Origin of the sequence: Enterobacter sp. P82, from assembly GCF_037053385.1 — a bacterium.
Lineage (GTDB): Bacteria > Pseudomonadota > Gammaproteobacteria > Enterobacterales > Enterobacteriaceae > Enterobacter.
Window position 1 is genome coordinate 741,655 of the sequence record NZ_JBALHX010000001.1, and the last position, 21,738, is coordinate 763,392.

A 21,738-nucleotide genomic window follows, 5' to 3' on the forward strand; every position below is an offset into this window, starting at 1 on the left:
TATCCTGGCATATTCCGCGTAAGGAAGTGTAACGACTTATTAAGCTTATTTAACTTTAGGCTCGTAGGGCAAACGAGAGAGGTTGACCGATGCGAGACGGTGGGCAATTAATCTTTCGCGAAACCAGTCGCGCAGATGAGCCGGTTGTTCACGTTCAACAACCTCAGCCACGATGGGCATGTTGTAACGCTCTTTAAACGCGACGCCTGCAGCCGCAAGATCGACATTCACTTTATCCATCTCGTCCTGAGGAAGGGTGGCCAGATTAATCTTCATTTCCTTCTCCTTATTATGCGGCGGCAACGTTACCGCGATTGCACGATGATGACAAGCGGAGGCGGGATGATCCTCGACTCGTTTATTATACAGCGTTATTCTTTAGCATACAGACATAACAAAAAGGAATGATTGCGATGGGATTAACCACTTCCCGCGCGGTATGCGCGCTTGCTTTTCTGGCATCATTGGTCATGACGCCTTCTGTGCTGGCGCATGCTCATCTTAAACAGCAAACCCCGGCGGCAGACAGCCAGGTGACACCACCCCAGGTCCTTACGCTGATTTTTTCGGAAGGTATCGAGACTGGTTTTAGCGGAGTCGTGGTCACGGATGCACAAAAGCAGGTTATGAAAACAGGTACGGTTAAACGAGACGAAAAGAACAACACTCAGCTGACGGTTCCGCTGGAACAACCGCTGACGCCCGGGACCTATCAGGTCGACTGGCATGTGGTCTCCGTAGACGGCCATAAAACCAAAGGCAGCTACCACTTTAGCGTGAAATAGCATGCTGGCCCTGTGTTATGTCGGGTTGCGATTTATCCATTTCGGGGCGCTGATGCTCATTTTTGGCAATGCGCTTTACAGCGTCTGGTTTGCTCCTTCCTCACTCCACCGCCTTATGTCCAGACGTTTCCAGTTACAGCAGAAAGTGGCGTCTTTAATCAGCCTGGGTGCTGCACTCCTGATGTTTGTGTTTCAGGGGGGATTGATGGGTAGTGGCTGGGGAGATGTCTTTTCCCCGGAGATCTGGCGTAGTGTGCTGGCGACGCAGTTTGGCAGCGTCTGGCTGTGGCAAATGATTCTTGCTGTCATTACTGTCGGAGCTGCATGGCTCGCTCCCCTGAAAGGTTCACGGCTGTTACTGCTCGCAATGGGGCAGCTTATTCTGCTGGCAGGGGTAGGGCACGCGGCGATGAGCGACGGTCCGACAGGAGCTTTGCAGCGTCTTAATCATGCTTTTCACCTGCTGTGTGCCGCAACCTGGCTTGGCGGATTACTTCCGCTGCTGTTCTGCATGCGTCTGGCGAAAGGGCGCTGGCAAAATGCTGCTATCTACACCATGATGCGTTTCTCGCGAGTCGGTCATTATGCCGTCGCAGGAGTGCTGTTCACAGGTATTATCAATACGCTGTTTATCGCTGGCATCCAGATCCCATGGCAGACTGACTACGTGCGGTTTTTGTTGTTCAAATGTGCGCTGGTGGCGTTGATGGTAGCAATTGCGCTGGCAAATCGGTATTTTCTGGTGCCACGGTTTCGTCCGGAGACCGGACAAGCGCAACAGATTTTTATCAGGATGACACAGGCAGAGGTGGTGCTGGGAACGCTGGTGCTGGCAACGGTCAGTCTGTTCGCTACCTGGGAACCCTTCTGATAAGGTTAAATATCATATGAAAAAGACAGTACTTTCTCTCTTATTACTGGCCTGCACGGGGAGTGCTCTGGCTGCACCGCAGGTGATTACCGTCAGCCGTTTTGAAGTGGGTAAAGACAAATGGGCTTTCAATCGCGAAGAGGTAATGCTGACTTGCCGTCCGGGTCATGCATTATATGCGATTAACCCAAGTACGCTGGTGCAATACCCTTTAAATGAGACCGCAGAGCAGCAGGTGGCTAGCGGTAAGAGCAGTGGCCAACCGATTAGTGTTATTCAGATTGATGACCCGGCTCATCCGGGTGAGAAGATGAGTCTGGCACCGTTTATCGAGCGCGCCGACAAGCTCTGCTAATGCTCAGGTTTCCAATAAAAAACCGCAGATGCTTGCGAAAGCACTGCGGTTTTTTACTTTTTATGATGCTCTTACGCTTTTTTTCAGGCCGCTTTAGCTGTGGACTGGAAAACCTGGCGTCGTCATCTATTCTTAAAAGGCAAGGCGACTTAGCCTGCATTAATGCCAACTTTTAGCGCACGGCTCTCTCCCAAGAGCCATTTCCCTGGACCGAATACAGGAATCGTATTCGGTCTCTTTTTATCTGTATGAAAGTAAACGAGTAATTCAGCGCTTTCTTTCTCATACAGCGTTCACACTGTGTGTGACTTGCTAAAACATAACACAACACAGCATGCGGAAGTCCAGCCCTTTTTGCCTGTTTTGTTAAATTTTTGTGCGCAATCAGCGAAAGCCTATGCAGTGCTTAGAAGCGCGATTTAACAGATGCCTCAATTTCATCAAGGAGTTCAAAGCGACGGCGGTATTCGGCACGTTTTTTACTGGCAATCTCCTCAAGGGATTTGCGTTCCATCTGCAAGGGCAGTTGCCAGCTGAATGTTGAGCGCTTTTGACCGTCGATAGAGGCCCAAAACTCATCGTAACTGGCGTGGAAATGACGGCCTTTACTCAGGCGATAACGCAGAGCACGGAAGATATGCCCTTCATCGCTGACGGCATAAATCGCTTTGATACCGGAGAGTGTTGCCAGCTGGAAAAGCACCTCCATTAATACTCGCTTAGGGAAAAGGCCGTGGCAGGCTCGTGTTGCCTGCTTGATCACATCACGGGATACGCTGCGGCGAGGTCCCTGAAGACCGCCAATCACCAGCACATATTCCCCGTTTTCCCGGGCGACGCAAAAGGTCACGCTCGCAAGCAGGGTATTTTCATTGTCTCGCAGCCACAGCGTACATTCGCCTTCGCGCTCCGCTTTACTGGCGTTCATGGCATTGACGTTATAGCTCACGCCATCTTTTGCATGAAACTCAACAATAGATTGCTCCTGGGGGCCAGTTAAAGCGTTGACCAGCCCGGCATCTTTCAGAGAGTCAATCCACTGATAATGACTAACGATAGCGTCGGCACGCGCGTTGGCATTCATGCCACGCATCAGATACTGACGATGGGTTTTACTTGGCAGCGTGATTTGCGAGGCCAGAAGTTGGTCAAAATCGTCGCGGCGGGCCAGCGCATCGAGCATTCGGTGCGTTGAAGACCAGAAAAGCAGCGAACGTAACAGAAATTTAAGTCGATACTCGCGTTTTTGCCAGATAGGGCCTGGGACGAGTTGACCTTTCACCAGTTCGGAAATGATATGGGTACGATGCGAATGTGCTGCATCATCTTGCAGGCGCGTATTTGACACGGGAAAACCTCAAATTTTATGCATTGCATATTTTAGGGGGCATGCAAAACTGGATTAATACTGGTGAAATATTTATTTATCCTTAGTTTACTGTTTGTTTAGCTTTGTGGAAAGCACTGCTGGATTGCGTCTCTCCGGATAAGTCTGGTGCAACTATACTCGCTACAGGAGGTGTTATGTATCAGCGATTAGAAGGTGGGAGATGGCGTCACGTCTGGGTTGTCAGCGACATTCATGGTTGTTACCAGTGGCTGATGGATGAACTGAAACGTCGTCATTTTAATCCATATGAGGATTTACTTATCTCCGTCGGGGATTTGATTGATCGTGGTCCTGACAGCGTTAAATGCCTGGCGCTAATCAATGAAAAATGGTTTCGCGCGGTGCGCGGCAACCATGAACAAATGGCAATCGACAGCCTGGATAATAATGATTTTGCGCTCTGGACGATGAATGGCGGAATGTGGTTTGCACGCCTTGAACGTGACCAGCAACAGCTGGCGCTATCGCTGCTCAATGCCTGTCGCAGTTTGCCGCATATTATCGAGATCACCTGTGCCAATGGTCTGAATGTGATCGCCCATGCTGATTATCCTGCGGAGGAATACCGCTGGCAAAAACCGGTAAGTGCCCAGCGCGTATTATGGGATCGCGATCGGTTGATGGGGTTTATGGTGGGTAAAGGGCAGGGAATTCGCGGAGCGGATCATTTCTGGTTCGGACATACGCCTGTCGACCGAAGGTATGATTTTGATAATTTACACTATATCGACACGGGGGCTGTTTTTGACGGTTACTTTACGCTGGCACAACTGCAGTAATAAATAACCCGCCTTCGGGCGGGTTCTCTTTAGGTCAGGCAAGGCGCATGACCCAGGCATCAGTTTTACTATCGTAATGCTCACGGTAAAGGACAGAGTGTTCGCCATCAAGAATTGCCGGGACGCTGATGTCCGCATCCCAGGCATCGAGTTGCATACACAAATCCGGGTCGGATTTGCAGGGAATACTTAACGTTCGATCGCCTTGTATTTCGCCGCGCAGTTCTGCGTCGTCGATCTCAAAAGCGCCAATACGCACGCTGGTTTTCGTCATATTGCTCTCCGGGTCGATTGTCAAAATCTGGTATGACCAGTACGGCCATCCATTTTTGATCGTAGACAAGGAGAGCGAAATCGCCAGTAAAAAAATGCGCTTTTTTTCAGGCGGTGCGATCGTTACCGGTAAACAGCCGACCATCTCGCACCAGTTCACGCGGATAGCTGTTCTTCAGTCGTGAGCCCACTTTTTTAGCCAACCCCAACGGGTATCCCTGATACGTAACCACAACTTCATCATTCGATGGCGTACTGGCAGGATAAACATCGCGACCACGGTACCACTCTTCGGCTTCCTGATGTGTCAGGGCGAACGTATTCTCGTGTCCGGCGAGGGCGATAACAGCCTCATGCTGCCAGCGATAGCCTTTATTATGAACTTCCGCCAGACGGATCCCGATACGGGAAAAACGTACTTTGCCAATAAGCGGTTCAATACTGGCCGGGAAAAGCCAAATCTCTTTCTCACGTAACCAGAGATGGTGCATTTCATCCCAGGAAAGCCCGGCTTTTCTGGCGGCGAGGGTGACCTGCTCGGCCTCTCGGCCTTTCAGCGGTGTGAACGGGAAATTGCCGACCTTAAACGTTGGAGCGGGCAGGGGATCAACGGCGACGGCTTTACGCAGTCGGGCAACAAAAAAACCTTCACAGTCATAGATCTGCGGAAAAACATGCAGGAAGCCTTCAGGCGTGATGGCCTCTTTTGCCGTGGGGAACAGATCGTTGAGCGGCAGAAACTCGACAGCATCGGGATACTGCGCTTTCAACCACAGACAGACGTCTTCGTTTTCATCCCGGTTCAGTGTGCAGGTGGAGTAAATCAACGTGCCACCTGGACGCAGTGCATGAAATGCGCTGTCGATCAGCTCACGCTGGGTAGCAGCGATCTCAAGGTTGCTTTCAACAGACCAGTTCTTTAACGCATCAGGATCTTTACGCACCACACCTTCCCCGGAGCAAGGAGCATCCAGCAGAATAGCATCAAAGGCTTCCGGCAAGGCAGCACCGAACACGCGCCCGTCGAAGTGTGTCAGGGCAACATTATGAATGCCGCAGCGGCTGATGTTGGCATGCAACACTTTTACGCGGCTGGCAGAATACTCATTGGCAAGAATTGCCCCCTGGTTACCCATTCGGGCGGCAATCTGCGTGGTTTTCGACCCCGGTGCCGCGGCCACATCCATCACCCGCTCAGGCGCGTTGTCATCGGCGAACAACGCGGCAACTGGCAGCATTGAACTGGCTTCCTGAATATAAAACAGCCCGCTCAGATGCTCGGCGGTACTTCCCAGCGGCACGGCATCTTCGTCATCGCGCTCGATCCAGAACCCTTCAGCACACCACGGTACGGGCGTCAATTGCCAGTTGTACGGGGCGACCAGCGCGAGAAAATCATCGACGCTGATTTTCAGCGTATTGACGCGAATACTTCGGCGCAACGGACGCTGACAGGCGGCGATAAAATCGTCTAACGACAGGTGAGAAGGAAGTGCCTCGCGCATCTGCGCCAGGAATTGTTCAGGAAGAAATACGGAGTTTTGAGCCACGGGTACACCACAGGGAAAAGTTCAGGTGCGTAGTGTAGCATAAAGGCTCCGGTGCGTTGACACCGGAGCCCTGAGATTAGCGCGGCAGGGCAGTTCCCCATTCACGCCACTCTTTCGGTTCACTTTCGAGCAGCAGGAAGTGTTTACCCGGTTGCGCTTTCGGAGCCAGCGGTGTGCCCGGTGGTGTGGCAAACGCAATCCCACCGCGAATAAACTGGTTGAAGGTACCGGTTTTCACGACACCCCCCGTCAGGCCAAAGTCCAGCGAATAGCCGGAAGCCAGCCAGAATACCGAGTTATTTCGCACCAGATGCTGGTAACGTTCGCTGATCCGTAACGCCACCATTACGCGGTCGGAGAGCGTCCCGAGCGTCAGACCGGTCACTGTGCCCACTTCAATACCGCGGAACAGTACTGGCGTGCCGATGCTGAGCGAACCAGCTTCTGGTACCTCCACCACAATGCTCAGACCATCAAGATAGCGCGAATCAGTGATTGTGGCTTCCTGCAGCTCAAAATCACGACGGGCATTGCCCTGACCAGGCTCGACATTAATATACGGTTGCAGGATGGTGTCGAGATGCTCAACGCCTGCCGCCGAGATCTGCGGCGTCACCACCGAGAAGCGCGAACCGGTGCGGGCGAACGTCTGTACATATTCCGGATAGAGTACGGCGGTGGCCTGCACCTCGTTACGCGAGGTGATCAGCGTCAGCTTCTGGATCTGCCCGATATCAATACCCAGGTAACGGATTGGCATCCCTTCAGACAGTTTCCCCGCATCAAAAGCGTGCAGGGTAATCTGCCCGCCAACGGCACGTGCTGCGGTTTCGGACGGGAAGAGAATACGCTTATCACCTTTGCGCAGATTCGCACCGGCACCGCTGAGGTTATCGAAGCTAATTGCCCCACGCAGCGCGCGTGAAAGCGGGGAGGCCTGCACCGTCAGCCCGTTACCGTTGAGCTGAACTTTTGCACCGCCTTCAGCCCAGAAGACGCTGTTTGGCGTCAACAGCTTGCGATACTCCGGCTTGATATGCAGCTCGATATCAAATGCGTCCGCGCGAGGGCGAACGGTGATCACTTCCCCGACCTCAAATTTGCGATACAGCACAACGGAGCCTGCCTGAACGTCCGGCAATGTTTCGGCGCTTAATGTCAGCGTAGTGGTAGGAAGATCGCTCAGGCTGTTTTCAATCGCTTTATCCAGGTTGGCATACAGCGGGTAGCTGTCACGCACAGGGCCTTTATCGCCCGGCAGAATGCGGATCCCGCCGTTGACCCATTCGCTGGCGCTGGCGCCAAGGAACTCCACCCCGTCCAGACCCACTTTCACGTCGACACGACTGTTAACCACAAACTTACTGTCGCCATGGACCAGGTTGCTGTATTGCGGGTCAATGGCGACCGAGAAGCTCACGCCGTTCTCGTTAAGCGTACGTTCCAGAACTTGCCCTACCTGGACACCGTGTAAAATCAACGGCTGGCCGGCTTCGATACCGTAGCTTTCTGGCGCATTCAGCGTGACCGTCACGACACCCGGCTTTTGCAACAAGGCTTTATCGGCTGGGGCAATCACAAAGCTATTGCTGGGCTGACCTTCACCGGGGATCAGTTCAAACGTATTGCCCGTCAGTAGGCTACTGATACTGGCATCGCTGAGAGAGAGTTTCGGACTGCGCATTTCAATGCGCGTTTTTTCGCGTAGAAGATCGACCACGCTCGGATCAACAGTCATTTCGCCTGTAACTGAACCGCTCGGGTTGAGCGTCATTTTGGTGAGCTGACCGATCTGCAACCCTTGATACATCAGCGGTGTTGAACCGGCTTTAAGCCCCTTCGCATCGGGCAGGACGAGTTTGATAATCACGCCGCGCTGGCTGTGCGCCAGGTCAGCGTACAATCCAAACGAGTCATCAGCGGTGGCAGGGCTTGAGTTTTCAGGGGAATCAAAGGCAATAGCGCCGTTCACCAGCGCAGCCAGACTCTCCAGTTTCACCTTTGCACCGCTCAGGCTGAGATCGGCATCCACGCCGGATACGTTCCAGAAGCGGCTGCCCTTTTTAACCAGGTTGGTAAAGCGGCGCTCGATCAGCACATCAATGGTGACACCCTGTTTATTCGGGTTGATGGCGTAATCGTAAACGCGACCCACCGGTATTTTACGGAAATAAACCAGTGAGCCACTGTTCAGAGAACCGAGATCCGGCGCCTGCAGATGGATCATCAGATCGCCGTTGTTAAGGCGGTACTTGGGCTGTGTATCCAGGGCAACAAAGTGATCCTGTGGCTCACCTTTACCTGGCATCATACCGATATAGTTACCGCCCACCAGCGCATCCAGACCGGAAACACCCGCCAGAGAGGCCTTCGGCGTGACCAGCCAGAACTGCGTTTCGCTGCGCAAGGCATCCTGCATGTCTGATTTAATACTGACCCGCACCTGAATCTTGTTCAGCCCTTTTCCAAGGGAGATGTCCTGAACCGTACCCACTTCAACCCCCTGGAAGCGAACGGGTGTTCGCCCGGCGACGATACCGTCGGCGGTCTGGAAATCAATGGTGACAGTACTCCCGCGATCTTGATAGCTCGTCCAGATAAGCCAGCCCGCAATCATCAGGGCGATGACAGGCAGCAACCAGAATGGCGAAATGCGGCGTTTTGTTTTAATTCTCGCTTCAGTCGGCGAAGCGGGGGTTTCCTGACTCATGTGCATCCCAAAGTAAGCGGCTATCCAGCCATTCCACAGCAAGAATAGTCAATATCACCGCTGAGCCGAAATAAAAAGCCGCGGGTCCCATTGTAAAAGCAAGTAACTGGTCACGATTAATCAGCGACATCATCAACGAAATCACGAACAGATCCAACATCGACCAGCGACCAATCCAGGTGACGAACCGCAGAAGCAGGATACGGGTACGTAACCCCTGCTCACATTTAAAGTGAATGCTGATAAGTAACGTAAACATCACCACCACTTTGGTAAACGGCACCAGGATACTGGCAATAAAGACGATGGCAGCCACCCCCACATTGCTGTGCGCAAGGGAAATAATGCCGGAGAGGATGGTATCTTCCTGGCGTGCGCCATTCACGTAAATAATGGAAATCGGCAGCATATTGGCCGGGATCAGAAACACCAGGGAGGCAATCAGCGCCGCCCAGCATTTTTGCAGACTGTTGTTGCGCCGCAGTCTCAAAGGAATATGGCAGCGTGGACAGCGGCCACGCGCGTCGGGCAGCCCGGTGTAGTGGCAACCCAGACAGACACGGAGGTTCTCATCCGGGCGTGTGGCTGGGCGCTGAGGATAAAAACGCTCCCAAAGCTGTTCGACGTTCAGGTGGATGAGCGTCAGGATACTGAGCAATACCAGACAGATAAAAGCAAAGAGTCCGACGCCTGGCTGCAGAAACGCGTAGTCCTGCACTTTAATTGACGCCACGCCAACACCCACAAGATAGATATCCAGCATGACCCACTCTTTGAGTTTATCCAGCATCAGCAACACCGGGCGCAGGTTCATACCCAGGATATTGCCGAGCCACAGATACGCAATCGCCGCGACCAGTACCAGCGGCGCGCCGACGGTGCAAAAAAGCACCATGGCTGCAGTCACCGGATCTCCCTGGCGCGTCATCTGCCAGATCCCTTGCAGAACGTTGGCGTCAATGCGCACACCTAGCAGATAGAGTTTCAGCAGCGGCTCGCTCCATGCGAAAGGCATCAGGAGCAGCATGGTGACGGCCATGGCGGCGAGGCGGGTCAGTGACCAGTCCCGCCCGTCACGAATTTTGGCATCACAGCGGGGACAAAAGGCACTTTGATGCGATTTCATCTTCGGCAACATAAAAAGCGTATCGCACTGGGGGCAACGCTGATAATGTGCACGAGGCAAAGCTTCGCTTACCGTATGGACAGTTATCTTTTTTGTCGGCGTGATTTTGGTTGTTTTTAAGGCCATCGGCTGCGCACAAATAAGTATTGTTGAACGTTATATTAACTCATTAACGGATTCATCTTGAGCATGAGCGCATTTAATGCTTATTTTAATAGGCTCTGCGGTAATTTTGTAAGACAACTAAGTGATTGAAGAATGAACAAAACAGAATTCTACGCGGATCTAAACCGCGATTTTAAGGCATTGATGGCGGGTGAGACCAGCTTCTTAGCCACTCTGGCAAATACAAGTGCATTACTGTTTGAACGTCTGTCCGAGGTGAACTGGGCCGGTTTTTACCTTCTTGAAGGCGAAACACTGGTGCTGGGGCCATTCCAGGGCAAGCTGGCTTGCGTACGTATCCCGGTAGGGCGTGGTGTGTGTGGTACCGCGGTCGCCGAGAATCAGGTACAGCGTGTGGAAGACGTTCATGCGTTTGACGGACATATTGCCTGCGACGCGGCAAGTAATTCTGAAATCGTTCTGCCACTGGTGGTAAAAAATCAGATTATTGGCGTTCTGGATATCGACAGTACGGTCTTCAGTCGCTTTACAACCGAGGACGAACAGGGACTGCGCGAGCTGGTAGCAAACCTGGAAAACGTTCTCGCTGCAACCGATTATCAAAAATTCTTTGCGAGCGTCGCAGGATAATCAACGGATAACGTAGCATTTACTGATAGCGTCATTATAATGACGCCTGTTCATGCCTGCGCTTGTTGGCAACGTCCGTTGTAATCAGGAAATTTCATGGAAAATCAACCTAAGTTGAATAGCAGTAAAGAAGTTATCGCATTTCTGGCCGAGCGTTTCCCACAGTGCTTCAGTGCTGAAGGTGAAGCTCGTCCCCTGAAAGTCGGTATTTTTCAGGATCTGGTGGCACGTGTTGAAGGGGAAATGAACCTCAGCAAAACTCAACTGCGTTCCGCCTTACGTCTTTATACTTCGAGCTGGCGTTACCTGTACGGTATCAAACCGGGCGCGACTCGCGTGGATCTCGATGGCAACCCTTGTGGTGAGCTGGATGAGCAGCACGTTGAACACGCGCGTAAACAGCTGGAAGAAGCCAAAGCACGCGTTCAGGCACAACGTGCAGAACAGCAAGCGAAAAAACGCGAAGCCGCAGCGGCAAACGGTCAGGAAGAAGCGCCTCGTCGTGAGCGTAAACCACGCCCTGCACCGCGTCGTCACGAAAATAACGACCGCAAACCGCGTGCTGACAAACCTGCAGCGAAAGCCCCGCGCGCTCCTCGTGAAGAGCCGCGCCATACTCCGGTTTCAGACATTAACGCCCTGAGCGTTGGTCAGGCACTGAAAGTAAAAGCGGGTAACAATGCTATGGACGCCACTGTACTGGAAATCACCAAAGATGGCGTTCGTGTACAGCTGACTTCTGGTATGTCAATGATTGTACGCGCAGAACACTTGTTGTTCTGAAACGGAGGCCAAGCCTGGCATGAACACTTTTTTTAAGCTCACCGCGCTGGCGGGCCTGTTTGCCATAACAGGTCATGCTTTCGCAGTGGACGATATCACGCGTGTTGATCAAATTCCGGTTCTTAAGGAAGAGACGCAGCACGCAACGGTGAGCGAGCGTGTGACCTCACGTTTCACCCGTTCACACTATCGTCAGTTCGATCTCGATCAGGCCTTTTCGGCCAAAATCTTTGACCGCTATCTGAACTTGCTGGATTACAGCCATAACGTTTTGCTCGCCAGCGATGTCGAGCAGTTCGCTAAGCGTAAATCCGAGGTGGGTGACGAGTTGCGTTCAGGCAAACTGGATCTGTTCTACGATCTCTACAACCTGTCGCAAAAGCGCCGCTTTGAACGTTATCAGTACGCGCTGAAAGTGCTTGAACGTCCGATGGACTTCACCGGCAATGACACCTTTAATCTGGATCGCAGTAAAGCACCCTGGCCGAAAGATGAAGCTGAGTTGAATGCGCTGTGGGACGGAAAAGTTAAATATGACGAACTGAGCCTTAAGCTCACCGGCAAAGATGAAAAAGAGATCCGTGACACGCTGACGCGTCGTTACAAATTTGCTATTCGTCGTCTGGCGCAGACCAACAGTGAGGATGTCTTCTCACTGGCAATGACTGCCTTTGCCCACGAAATCGATCCGCATACCAACTATCTCTCCCCGCGTAATACCGAGCAGTTCAATACTGAAATGAGCCTGTCTCTCGAAGGTATCGGTGCGGTGCTGCAGATGGATGATGATTATACCGTGATCAATTCGATGGTCGCGGGTGGCCCGGCATCCAAAAGCAAAGCGATAAGCGTAGGCGATCGCATTGTGGGTGTGGGACAAACCGGTCAGAACATGGTTGATGTGATCGGCTGGCGTCTTGATGATGTGGTGGCGCTGATTAAAGGCCCTAAAGGCAGCAAAGTTCGTCTGGAAGTTCTGCCTGCAGGAAAAGGCACTAAAACCCGTATTGTTACCCTGACCCGTGAGCGTATCCGTCTGGAAGACCGCGCGGTGAAAATGTCGGTGAAAACCGTGGGTAAAGAGAAGGTGGGTGTTCTGGATATTCCTGGCTTCTACGTAGGGCTGACTGACGATGTGAAAGTTCAGCTGCAGAAGCTTGAAAAGCAGAACGTTAGCAGCATTATCATCGACCTGCGCAGTAACGGCGGCGGTGCGCTGACGGAAGCGGTTTCACTCTCTGGTCTGTTCATTCCATCTGGCCCTGTGGTTCAGGTGCGCGATAACAACGGTAAAGTGCGTGAAGATGCCGACAACGACGGTGTGGTCTACTACAAAGGCCCGCTGGTGGTCCTGGTTGACCGCTTCAGTGCTTCAGCGTCTGAAATCTTTGCCGCTGCGATGCAGGACTATGGCCGTGCGTTGATCGTTGGTGAACCGACGTTCGGTAAAGGTACCGTTCAACAGTATCGCTCTCTGAATCGTATTTACGATCAGATGCTGCGCCCTGAATGGCCTGCGCTGGGTTCGGTTCAGTACACTATTCAGAAGTTCTACCGCGTGAACGGTGGCAGTACGCAGCGTAAAGGTGTGACACCGGATATCATGATGCCGACAGGCACGGAAGAGACGGAAACCGGCGAGAAGTTTGAAGATAACGCGTTACCGTGGGACAGCATCAACGCTGCGACCTATGTGAAAGCGGGTGATATGACGCAGTTTGGTCCTGAACTGCTGAAAGCGCATAATGACCGCATTGCGAAGGATGCAGAATTCCAGTACATCATGAAGGACATTGCGCGTTTCAATGCTCTGAAAGATAAACGGAATATTGTTTCTCTGAACTACGATCAGCGTGAAAAAGAGAACAACGAAGACGATGCAACACGTCTGGCGCGTATCAACGATCGCTTCAAACGTGAAGGCAAACCTCTGCTCAAGAAACTTGACGATCTGCCAAAAGATTACAAGGAGCCAGATCCCTATCTGGATGAGACGGTGCATATTGCACTCGACCTGGCGAATCTTGAAAAAGAGAAACCTGCCGTACAACCTGCTCCGGCAAAATAATCTCCCAACAGGCACAAGAAATTGTGCCTGTTTCTTTTTGTTCTGCATCCTTCCGTCGGGCTGGTTTCCAATTGTGTAAAGTTGTGTCTTTCTGGTGACTTACGCCTACCTGATGCTTGAAAATAGCCACAATACCCATACGATGTGGGTAATCGCATAGTGCGTTTTGTTAAACTGAGGTTAAAAGAAAATTATGATGCGAATCGCGCTCTTCCTGCTCACCAACCTTGCGGTCATGGTGGTTTTCGGGCTCGTGCTAAGCCTGACAGGAATTCAGTCGAGCAGCGTTCAGGGTCTGTTGATTATGGCGCTGCTGTTTGGTTTTGGTGGCTCTTTCATTTCACTGTTGATGTCGAAGTGGATGGCACTGAAATCGGTAGGTGGTGAGGTTATTGAACAACCGCGTAACGATATGGAACAGTGGCTGATGAATACGGTCGCTCAGCAATCCCGTCAGGCTGGGATCGCCATGCCACAGGTTGCTATTTACCATGCGCCGGATATCAATGCGTTTGCTACGGGTGCTCGTCGTGATGCATCCCTGGTTGCCGTCAGCACCGGGTTATTACAGAACATGAGCCGTGATGAAGCCGAAGCGGTTATCGCTCACGAAATCAGCCATATCGCAAATGGTGACATGGTGACCATGACCCTGATTCAGGGCGTGGTGAACACCTTCGTTATCTTTATCTCCCGTATTCTGGCGCAGATTGCTGCAGGCTTTATGGGGGGCAACCGCGACGAAGGTGAAGAGAGCAACGGTAATCCGCTGATCTACTTCGCAGTTTCCATGGTACTGGAGCTGGTGTTCGGTATTCTGGCAAGCATTATCACCATGTGGTTCTCCCGTCACCGTGAGTTCCACGCGGATGCCGGCTCCGCAAAACTGGTTGGGCGTGAGAAAATGATTGCTGCGCTGCAGCGTCTGAAAACCAGTTACGAGCCACAGGAAGCGAACAGCATGATGGCTTTCTGCATTAACGGAAAATCGAAGTCACTGAGTGAAATGTTTATGTCTCACCCGCCGCTGGATAAACGTATCGAAGCGCTGCGTAGTGGGGAATACATGAAGTAACGCGAAGAACCGCAATAAGCCGGGCAGGAGAAGACTCCGCCCGGCTTTTTTTATGCCTGGACTCTGGGCTGGGTAATGCGTAGACCGCTGACGATAGCCGCGAGGGTCGCAAGGGCTCCAGCGCTCAGGAGTGCAATGTGATTACCGTTTTGCCCGGCAAGGTTAAACATCAGGGCGACCAGTGCGGCACCGGTGCTTTGCCCCAGCAAACGGGCGGTACCCAACATACCACTGGCCCCTCCACTGCGATGACGCGGCGCTGAGGTAATAATGGTATGATTGTTAGGCGACTGGAACAGGCCAAACCCGGCTCCGCACAGGATCATGCGCCAGATGATGTCGAGATCGGAAGGCGATGACGGCAGCAGTGCCAGCGCGAAAAGGCCTGTTGCCATCACAGCCAGCCCCAGAGCACCTAATAAACCGGCATGGACGCGTTCAATCAAGTAACCCGCCAGCGGTGCCATCACCATCGTAGCCAGTGGCCAGGGGGTTAACAACAGCCCGGTCTCCACTTCAGAGCGTCCCACTACGCTTTGCAGGAAGAAAGGCAGAGAGACCAGGGCCAGCATCTGGGCGCAGAATGAGCAGACAGATGTGCAAATGGAGAGCGAAAAGAGGGGAATGCGCAGCAGATCAACCGGCAGTAACGGTACAGGAAGTGTGAGCTGGCGGCGAACAAAGAAGAAACCTGTCACCAGCAAGACGATGAGTTCCGCGCCGGTATACATCAGGGATTGTCCCTGTGCAAAACCACTCAGGGCCGTAATCAACAGACCAAAGGTGAGGGCATTCATTATCGCGCTCACGACGTCGAAGCGCGGCATTGTACTTTTGGGACCGTTAGCCGGAAGAAAACGCAGGGCAAAGAAGATAGCCACGATACCCAGCGGCACGTTTATGGCGAACAGCCATTGCCAGGACGCGACGGAAAGAATGGCTGCTGCAATGGTTGGCCCGGCGGCGGAAGAGACCGCGACAATAAACGAGTTTATTCCCATGCCGCGCCCCAGATGGCGCTGAGGATAAATCAAGCGGATCAACGCCGTGTTTACACTCATGAGTGCTGCGCCACCAAAACCTTGCGCTATACGTGCAAGTGTCAGGGTATGTAGCGAATCAGAAAGGGCACATAACAAAGAGGTGAAGGTGAAAACCACCAGGCCGCACTGATACACCCGACGATAACCGAACATATCGCCCAGAAAAGAGAACGAGAGCAGGGAAATCACGATTGCAATCTGATAGGCGTTAACTATCCATATTGAACTGGCGGGGGAGGCATGCAGATCGCTGGCGATGGTTGGTAGGGCAACATTCGCAATTGCGCCGTCAAGGACGGCCATTGAAATACCGATAATAATGGTAGCAATAGCGCCATACCGCTGGGGTAAAGGCAGGCCATCGGAAAGGTTCTTTTCCATTAGGGGTAAAAAGCTCAGCGTGAAATTATTCTCAGGGTAACTATTTTAGCATCGTTAATGCAGTGATATGTCGCAGATTTGTAACGAAGTAAATGCGGATTGATTGCAGGTAACATGACGGGAACTTATAATAAAAACCAGTTCTGATTTTTATAAAACACTCGCTATGAGGTGGTAAATGGCAATTGCCGATATGGATAAACAGCCAGATTCTGTTTCTTCCGTGCTGAAGGTGTTTGGCATCTTACAGGCGCTCGGGGAAGAGCGTGAAATTGGGATTACAGAGTTGTCGCAGCGTGTGATGATGTCGAAAAGCACCGTTTACCGCTTTTTGCAAACCATGAAGTCACTGGGTTACGTTGCGCAGGAAGGCGAGTCTGAAAAATACTCTCTGACACTGAAACTGTTCGAACTGGGTGCCCGTGCGCTGCAAAATGTTGACCTGATCCGCAGCGCCGATATTCAGATGCGTGAAATCTCTCGTCTGACCAAAGAGACCATCCACCTGGGAGCACTGGATGAAGACAGTATTGTCTACATCCATAAAATTGACTCCATGTATAACCTGCGAATGTATTCACGCATTGGCCGTCGTAACCCTCTCTACAGTACTGCAATTGGTAAGGTTCTGCTGGCATGGCGCGATCGTGAAGAAGTAAAACAGATCCTCAATGGCGTGGAATACAAACGCAGTACGGCACGAACCATTATCAACACCGATGAGCTGTTAACCGTGCTCGATAAAGTGCGTGAGCAAGGGTATGGCGAAGATAACGAAGAGCAGGAAGAGGGCCTGCGCTGTATTGGCGTTCCGGTATTTGACCGCTTTGGTGTCGTGATTGCAGGGCTGAGTATTTCTTTCCCAACGTTGCGTTTCTCCGAAGAGCGACTTCACGAGTATGTGGCTATTCTGCATACTGCAGCACGTAAGATTTCTGAGCAGATGGGTTATCACGACTATCCGTTTTAATCCCTGTTAGCATAAAAAACGCCGCATTTTTGCGGCGTTTTTTGTCGTTAGCCGGGCTGATCAGCCATTATCGATCACGACAGACATTTTACGCAGTACCGGGCAGTTAGTCAGGCCAATGATCCCGCTATCAGAGTGTAGATACTGCGCCGTGCTCACGCCTTGTGCGGTTAAGTATTTACACTGAATGCCTAATCCTGCTGCGTTTTCAGTGCTTCCCACCAGCACGCCATAGCCTGTTAACAGAAGGCCAATCCAGACGATAGCCAGTGCAATAATTGTTCGAATGATTAAGCGCATCAATGCCTCTTTATCGTTGTTATCATTAATCAAGCGTAAACGGTTTACGCTATGAAACAAGTGCATGATTCTGAAAAAGGTTTGATGGCGGTACAGTTAGTCCTTGTTTAAGATAACCGTGATAACCTGGTTACATCAGGTCTTTAGACGGAGTGTGGAGTGAAAAAAATACGCTGGGTAATTCTGATAATCGTGCTGATAGCGTGCGTGGTGTTATGGACGCAGACTATCAATGTGATGTGCGATCAGGATGTACAGTTCTTTAGCGGCGTTTGCGCAATAAATAAGTTTATTCCGTGGTAACACGCATTTTTTATCAAGGTGATTTCCTTCCTTCGCGCCAGTGGTAAAATAGACGTTTTTATTGAGGTGGTGAAATGGGTGAGTTACTGAATTCAGGGCTGCTGAATATGGCATCCCTGATGATTTCTTTGATTGTTCTGCTTGTGGGACTGGTCATTTGGTTTTTTGTGAACCGAGCCAGTTCACGTACTAACGAGCAGATCGAACTGCTGGAAGCGCTGCTCGATCAGCAAAAACGTCAAAACGCGTTGTTACGCCGTCTGTGCGAGGCTAACGAACCGGAAGAGAAAGACGCGCCGAAAGACGCTGTTGCTGAAGACGACAAAGACGAAGACGACTTTATCCGCCTGGTGGCTGAGCGTTAATCTTTCTGTCCTGGGAGGTGGCTGTGGTCTGGAAAAATCCCTGGTATGACCCCTCCCTGAAACATCACACGCCGAATGGTTTTCGTAATACCAGTTCGGTCGGCCATCAACCCGGTGACCTTGAACGCTGGCGAAAAGCGCGTAAAGCGGCCGGCTTGCCCAGACCACCTGTACTCGGTTATGAGGATTTTATACGTCAGTGGTGGCAACCGGTTGATCTAATGCAACCTCATGAGGATGGGGTATGGTGGCTGGGACACGCGAGTGTGCTGCTGCAGATAGACGGCAATATTCTCCTCACTGACCCGGTTTTCTCACATCGTGCCTCTCCGCTCCCTTTTCTGGGACCACAACGTAAAACCCCTCCGGTACTTTCTGTTGATCAACTTCATCAGCTTGATGCTGTCGTTATCTCACATAATCATTACGATCATCTTGATGACGCAACTATTCGTAGGATCCTTAAACGCTTCCCTGACGTGAGTCTGTTTGTACCTTTAGGTCTGGCCGACTGGTTTCGCCGCCGGGGAGCAAGACGCGTGGTTGAACTCGACTGGTGGCAGAGTTTCACCTGGCAGGGGATGACGTTGAGCGCCGTTCCGGCGCAGCACTGGAGTATGCGAACACCCTGGAATCGAAATCGCACCTTGTGGTGCGGCTGGGTCTTTGAGGGGCGGCATCACCGTTTCTGGTTTAGCGGCGATACAGGTTATTCGCCTGAGCTACTGTTGATACCGGAGCGTTTGGGGAGAATTGATGCTGCAGCATTACCGATAGGTGCTTATGCCCCACGATGGTTCATGGCTGTACATCATATGGACCCTCAATCTGCCGTTGCGTTATGGCAACAGTTGGGTTGCCCTCTGGCGTTTCCTATTCACTGGGGCGTGTTTGAACTGGCAGATGATGCGCTGGATGACCCAGTGAGGGAGTTAACGGATGCGCTAGATAATTTAGCACCAGTTGATAGTTCTTTAAGGATACTGAAAATTGGTGAATATTTATCCTTATAAACGAAGCGATAAATTGTTGCATATATTCTGTATGTGAACGCGATAATGAATGTTTTATTTTTATCGAAACGTTTTGCTTGCCTTGTTTTGATGCAGAGTCATAAAAGTTTCATTATTTTGGTGCATAACACACTTATTAGCTGATGAATTTTAATACAGTCAGGTGCAGGTTATTAACATTGTATTTTCTGCGAAACAATGCCATGTCGTTACAATGATTTAAGCATAAGTTTTCACAAATTGTTCTAACTCAATCAGTTCTGAAGATTTCTTTTCCCGGTTGCTGGACGCACTGGAATGATTGAGCTATGTTAAAAAAGTCTTAGATTACAGCGACTGCGAAAGCAACGTTGAGTCTCTGTAACGAAGTAGACTTGTCTGTATGTCATGCGCATAATTGTGCAAAACCTGACAGGCAGTGTTCGAATTTGTGCGGCGGATCGACACATGTTTAAAAATGGCTTGCCATATTAAACATTGTGTGTGATAACACGTTTTGGGTCAAACGAGGTACAGTTCTGTTTATGTGTGGCATTTTCAGTAAAGAAGTCCTGAGTAAACACGTTGTCGTTGAATACCGCTTCTCTGCCGAACCTTATATTAGTGCCTCATGCAGTAATGTCTCAGTTTTATCTCAGTTAATGCCTGCGGGCTAAGAAAACACTCTAAGGAATTTTGCAAATGGCAAAGATTAAAGGTCAAGTTAAGTGGTTCAACGAGTCTAAAGGTTTTGGTTTCATTACTCCTGCTGACGGCAGCAAAGACGTGTTCGTACACTTCTCTGCAATCCAGGGTAACGGCTTCAAAACTCTGGCTGAAGGCCAGAACGTTGAGTTCGAAATTCAGGATGGCCAGAAAGGCCCAGCTGCAGTTAACGTAACTGCTATCTGATCGAACCACTGCTGACTGAAGCGCTTAGCACTTCACTCTCAGACATAAAGCCTCGCACAACGCGGGGCTTTTTTATGTCCTTTATCTTTCAAAATATTACCATCCCCGTACTTGTTAGTAACTTGTTGCAAAGCTGCGAGGTTAGTAGCACTGTTTCGGCTCCTTCTGCTCGGCTTTTCTCGTTAAATCAGGGCGTTGTTAAATTGTCCTGGGGTTCAGGTGAAGAAGAAGATACTTACGACAGCCGGAAATTTCACGCCGGCGCGTTTTGCGCTGCTCTGTTTTGCCATTTTTTGTAGTCTGGCATTTCTACTGGGTCGTGTTGCGTGGCTGCAAATCATCAAGCCTGACAATCTGGTGAAGCAAGAGGATATGCGATCACTGCGGGAGCTGGCGATTGATGCTCCACGCGGCATGATCACGGATCGTGAAGGTCGACCACTGGCAGTCAGTGTGCCCGTCAGGGCCGTATGGGCCGATCCAAAAACCGTACTGGCGAAAGGGGGAGTCGGCTTTGATCAGCGCTGGCAAGCGCTGGCGAATGCGCTACATCTCTCTTTGGCTACGCTCTCGACACGCATAAACGCGAATCCACAGGGACGTTTCATTTACCTTGCCCGCCAGGTCGACCCGGCACAGGCAAAGTGGATCGATAAACTGAATTTGCCGGGCATCAATTTACGTGATGAGTCTCGTCGTTTTTATCCCGCCGGGCACGTGGCAGCGAATCTGATTGGTTTCACCAATATTGACGGGCAGGGTATTGAGGGTGTGGAAAAAAGCTTCAACGCTCAGCTAACGGGCAAGGCCGGGGTCCGGCAGGTAAGAGAGGATCGCTACGGGCGTGTGGTAGAAAACCTGACAGAAGTTGCCCCTGCACCGGCGCATAACATCCAGTTGAGTATCGACGAGCGGCTGCAAACCATTACCGAAGATGCGCTTGATAATGCCGTGGCCTGGAATAAGGCCGAATCCGGGGCATCGGTGTTAATTAACATCCCAACCGGGGAAATACTCGCCATGGCGAGCTATCCGGATTTCAACCCCAATAACCGCGAAGGCGCGACAATAAACGATTTTCGTAACCGTGCGATCAGCGACACATTCGAACCCGGTTCTACCGTCAAACCGCTGGTGCTGATGACTGCATTGCAGCAGGGGCTGGTCCAGCCGGACAGTGTGATTGACACTCATCCATATACTCTCGACGGGCATCGTATTCGTGATGTGGGTTACTATCCTGAACTGACCATGACCGGGATCTTGCAAAAATCGAGCGATACAGGTGTATCCCGCCTCTCGCTGGCGATGCCGGTCCAGCATCTTATTGATACTTACCGGAACTTTGGTTTTGGTACGAATACGGGGCTTGGCTTAACGGGGGAGAGTGCGGGACTACTGCCACAGCGTAAATTCTGGAGCCAGCTCGACAGGGCGACTTTTGCCTTTGGCTACGGTCTGATGGTGACACCGCTCCAACTGGCACATGTTTACGCCACCATTGGCGGCTACGGGCTTGAGCGTCCTCTCTCAATCACACGTATCGATCCCCCCGTTATTGGGCAACGTGTCATGCCAGAGGAAATTGCTCATGAAGTGGAGCACATGATGGAGAGCGTGGCACTGCCTGGTGGGGGAGGCGTTAAAGCAGCCGTCCGTGACTATCGCGTGGCGGTGAAAACCGGTACGGCGAAGAAAATTGATGATAGCGGGAAGTATGTTGATAAATACGTCGCCTACACTGCTGGTGTTGCACCCGCCAGCGATCCACGTTTTGCGCTCGTAGTCGTGATTAACGATCCGCAAAACGGGGCATACTACGGAGGTGCTGTCTCCGCGCCCGTTTTCAGCGAGATCATGGGAAACGTGCTGCGCCTGGAGAATGTGAAACCTGATGGTTTACCGGCGGGTTCAGATCACCTTATCGTCATGCGTTAACCCGGGCGTTTAT

At 51.5% G+C, this 21,738-nt stretch carries 22 protein-coding genes and 1 pseudogene; 15 read left to right on the top strand and 8 right to left on the bottom strand.

What is annotated here, in order from left to right; translation table 11 throughout:
- Positions 1-45: 45 nt before the first annotated feature.
- On the bottom strand, positions 46-276 hold the full coding sequence (locus WB237_RS03440; RefSeq protein ID WP_028018646.1) for a DNA polymerase III subunit theta: 231 nt from the start codon (positions 274-276) through the stop codon (positions 46-48).
- A gap of 137 nt (positions 277-413) precedes the next feature.
- Here WB237_RS03440 and yobA point away from each other — a divergent pair, with 137 nt between their 5' ends.
- Genes yobA through WB237_RS03455 form a run of 3 tightly spaced genes read left to right on the top strand, consistent with a single transcriptional unit; the run spans position 414 to position 2,011 of the window.
- On the top strand, positions 414-785 hold the full coding sequence (yobA, locus tag WB237_RS03445; RefSeq protein ID WP_336210324.1) for a CopC domain-containing protein YobA: 372 nt from the start codon (positions 414-416) through the stop codon (positions 783-785).
- 1 nt (position 786) lies between these two features.
- A complete protein-coding gene (copD, locus tag WB237_RS03450; protein ID WP_336210327.1) occupies positions 787-1,656 on the top strand; it encodes a copper homeostasis membrane protein CopD in 870 nt (289 codons plus the stop codon).
- 16 nt (positions 1,657-1,672) lie between these two features.
- Complete coding sequence (locus tag WB237_RS03455; protein WP_237993253.1) at positions 1,673-2,011, top strand: YebY family protein; 339 nt, start codon at positions 1,673-1,675, stop codon at positions 2,009-2,011.
- 406 nt (positions 2,012-2,417) lie between these two features.
- Here the strand turns inward: WB237_RS03455 and WB237_RS03460 are convergent, their stop codons facing one another.
- Positions 2,418-3,359 carry a VirK/YbjX family protein gene (locus tag WB237_RS03460; protein ID WP_336210333.1) on the bottom strand — a complete coding sequence of 314 codons (942 nt, stop codon included), beginning with the start codon at positions 3,357-3,359 and terminating at the stop codon, positions 2,418-2,420.
- A 176-nt stretch (positions 3,360-3,535) separates the two neighbouring features.
- Here WB237_RS03460 and pphA point away from each other — a divergent pair, with 176 nt between their 5' ends.
- Positions 3,536-4,180, top strand: a complete 645-nt coding sequence (gene pphA / locus WB237_RS03465; protein WP_336210337.1) for a protein-serine/threonine phosphatase — start codon at positions 3,536-3,538, stop codon at positions 4,178-4,180.
- A 34-nt stretch (positions 4,181-4,214) separates the two neighbouring features.
- Here the strand turns inward: pphA and WB237_RS03470 are convergent, their stop codons facing one another.
- The 4 genes from WB237_RS03470 to yebS all read right to left on the bottom strand — a co-directional run bounded on the left by WB237_RS03470 (position 4,215) and on the right by yebS (position 9,965).
- Positions 4,215-4,454: a YebV family protein gene (locus WB237_RS03470; RefSeq protein ID WP_028018652.1), complete on the bottom strand. Its 240-nt coding sequence runs from the start codon at positions 4,452-4,454 to the stop codon at positions 4,215-4,217.
- 106 nt (positions 4,455-4,560) lie between these two features.
- Positions 4,561-6,003: a 16S rRNA (cytosine(1407)-C(5))-methyltransferase RsmF gene (rsmF, locus tag WB237_RS03475; protein WP_336210341.1), complete on the bottom strand. Its 1,443-nt coding sequence runs from the start codon at positions 6,001-6,003 to the stop codon at positions 4,561-4,563.
- A 76-nt stretch (positions 6,004-6,079) separates the two neighbouring features.
- Positions 6,080-8,713, bottom strand: coding sequence for a PqiB family protein (locus WB237_RS03480; protein ID WP_336210345.1), 2,634 nt, complete (start codon positions 8,711-8,713; stop codon positions 6,080-6,082).
- On the bottom strand, positions 8,682-9,965 hold the full coding sequence (yebS, locus tag WB237_RS03485; RefSeq protein WP_014832380.1) for a membrane integrity lipid transport subunit YebS: 1,284 nt from the start codon (positions 9,963-9,965) through the stop codon (positions 8,682-8,684). The genes WB237_RS03480 and yebS overlap by 32 nt, the downstream gene beginning before the upstream one ends.
- 132 nt (positions 9,966-10,097) lie before the next feature.
- Here yebS and WB237_RS03490 point away from each other — a divergent pair, with 132 nt between their 5' ends.
- The 4 genes from WB237_RS03490 to htpX all read left to right on the top strand — a co-directional run bounded on the left by WB237_RS03490 (position 10,098) and on the right by htpX (position 14,521).
- Complete coding sequence (locus WB237_RS03490; RefSeq protein ID WP_032647756.1) at positions 10,098-10,595, top strand: GAF domain-containing protein; 498 nt, start codon at positions 10,098-10,100, stop codon at positions 10,593-10,595.
- Positions 10,596-10,691: 96 nt separating this feature from the next.
- Positions 10,692-11,378, top strand: coding sequence for an RNA chaperone ProQ (gene proQ, locus WB237_RS03495; RefSeq protein ID WP_114976912.1), 687 nt, complete (start codon positions 10,692-10,694; stop codon positions 11,376-11,378).
- Between the two features lie 19 nt (positions 11,379-11,397).
- Positions 11,398-13,446: a carboxy terminal-processing peptidase gene (gene prc, locus WB237_RS03500; RefSeq protein ID WP_114976913.1), complete on the top strand. Its 2,049-nt coding sequence runs from the start codon at positions 11,398-11,400 to the stop codon at positions 13,444-13,446.
- A 193-nt stretch (positions 13,447-13,639) separates the two neighbouring features.
- Complete coding sequence (htpX, locus tag WB237_RS03505; protein ID WP_028018658.1) at positions 13,640-14,521, top strand: protease HtpX; 882 nt, start codon at positions 13,640-13,642, stop codon at positions 14,519-14,521.
- A 50-nt stretch (positions 14,522-14,571) separates the two neighbouring features.
- Here htpX and WB237_RS03510 read toward each other — a convergent pair whose 3' ends face one another.
- Positions 14,572-15,945: an MFS transporter gene (locus WB237_RS03510; RefSeq protein ID WP_336210358.1), complete on the bottom strand. Its 1,374-nt coding sequence runs from the start codon at positions 15,943-15,945 to the stop codon at positions 14,572-14,574.
- Positions 15,946-16,123: 178 nt separating this feature from the next.
- On the opposite strand from WB237_RS03510, the gene kdgR reads away from it, so the two are divergent.
- Complete coding sequence (gene kdgR, locus WB237_RS03515; protein ID WP_336210360.1) at positions 16,124-16,915, top strand: DNA-binding transcriptional regulator KdgR; 792 nt, start codon at positions 16,124-16,126, stop codon at positions 16,913-16,915.
- A 60-nt stretch (positions 16,916-16,975) separates the two neighbouring features.
- Here the strand turns inward: kdgR and WB237_RS03520 are convergent, their stop codons facing one another.
- Positions 16,976-17,215, bottom strand: a complete 240-nt coding sequence (locus WB237_RS03520) for a YobH family protein (RefSeq protein WP_336210362.1) — start codon at positions 17,213-17,215, stop codon at positions 16,976-16,978.
- A 159-nt stretch (positions 17,216-17,374) separates the two neighbouring features.
- Between WB237_RS03520 and mgrB the strand changes: the two genes are divergently transcribed.
- From mgrB to ftsI, 6 genes and pseudogenes are all read left to right on the top strand, one after another.
- Positions 17,375-17,518, top strand: a complete 144-nt coding sequence (mgrB, locus tag WB237_RS03525) for a PhoP/PhoQ regulator MgrB (RefSeq protein ID WP_006175995.1) — start codon at positions 17,375-17,377, stop codon at positions 17,516-17,518.
- 74 nt (positions 17,519-17,592) lie between these two features.
- Positions 17,593-17,883 (top strand): YebO family protein, encoded by a 291-nt coding sequence (locus tag WB237_RS03530; protein WP_336210364.1) that lies wholly within the window; start codon positions 17,593-17,595, stop codon positions 17,881-17,883.
- A 23-nt stretch (positions 17,884-17,906) separates the two neighbouring features.
- The gene (locus WB237_RS03535) at positions 17,907-18,896 is read left to right on the top strand and encodes an MBL fold metallo-hydrolase (protein WP_336210366.1); all 990 of its coding nucleotides are present in this window, start codon (positions 17,907-17,909) and stop codon (positions 18,894-18,896) included.
- 524 nt (positions 18,897-19,420) lie between these two features.
- Positions 19,421-19,565 (top strand): annotated as a pseudogene (locus tag WB237_RS03540) (DUF2627 domain-containing protein).
- A gap of 12 nt (positions 19,566-19,577) precedes the next feature.
- On the top strand, positions 19,578-19,787 hold the full coding sequence (gene cspE, locus WB237_RS03545; RefSeq protein WP_001062678.1) for a transcription antiterminator/RNA stability regulator CspE: 210 nt from the start codon (positions 19,578-19,580) through the stop codon (positions 19,785-19,787).
- Positions 19,788-20,006: 219 nt separating this feature from the next.
- Complete coding sequence (ftsI, locus tag WB237_RS03550; RefSeq protein WP_336210368.1) at positions 20,007-21,725, top strand: peptidoglycan glycosyltransferase FtsI; 1,719 nt, start codon at positions 20,007-20,009, stop codon at positions 21,723-21,725.
- The last annotated feature ends 13 nt before the right edge of the window (positions 21,726-21,738 follow it).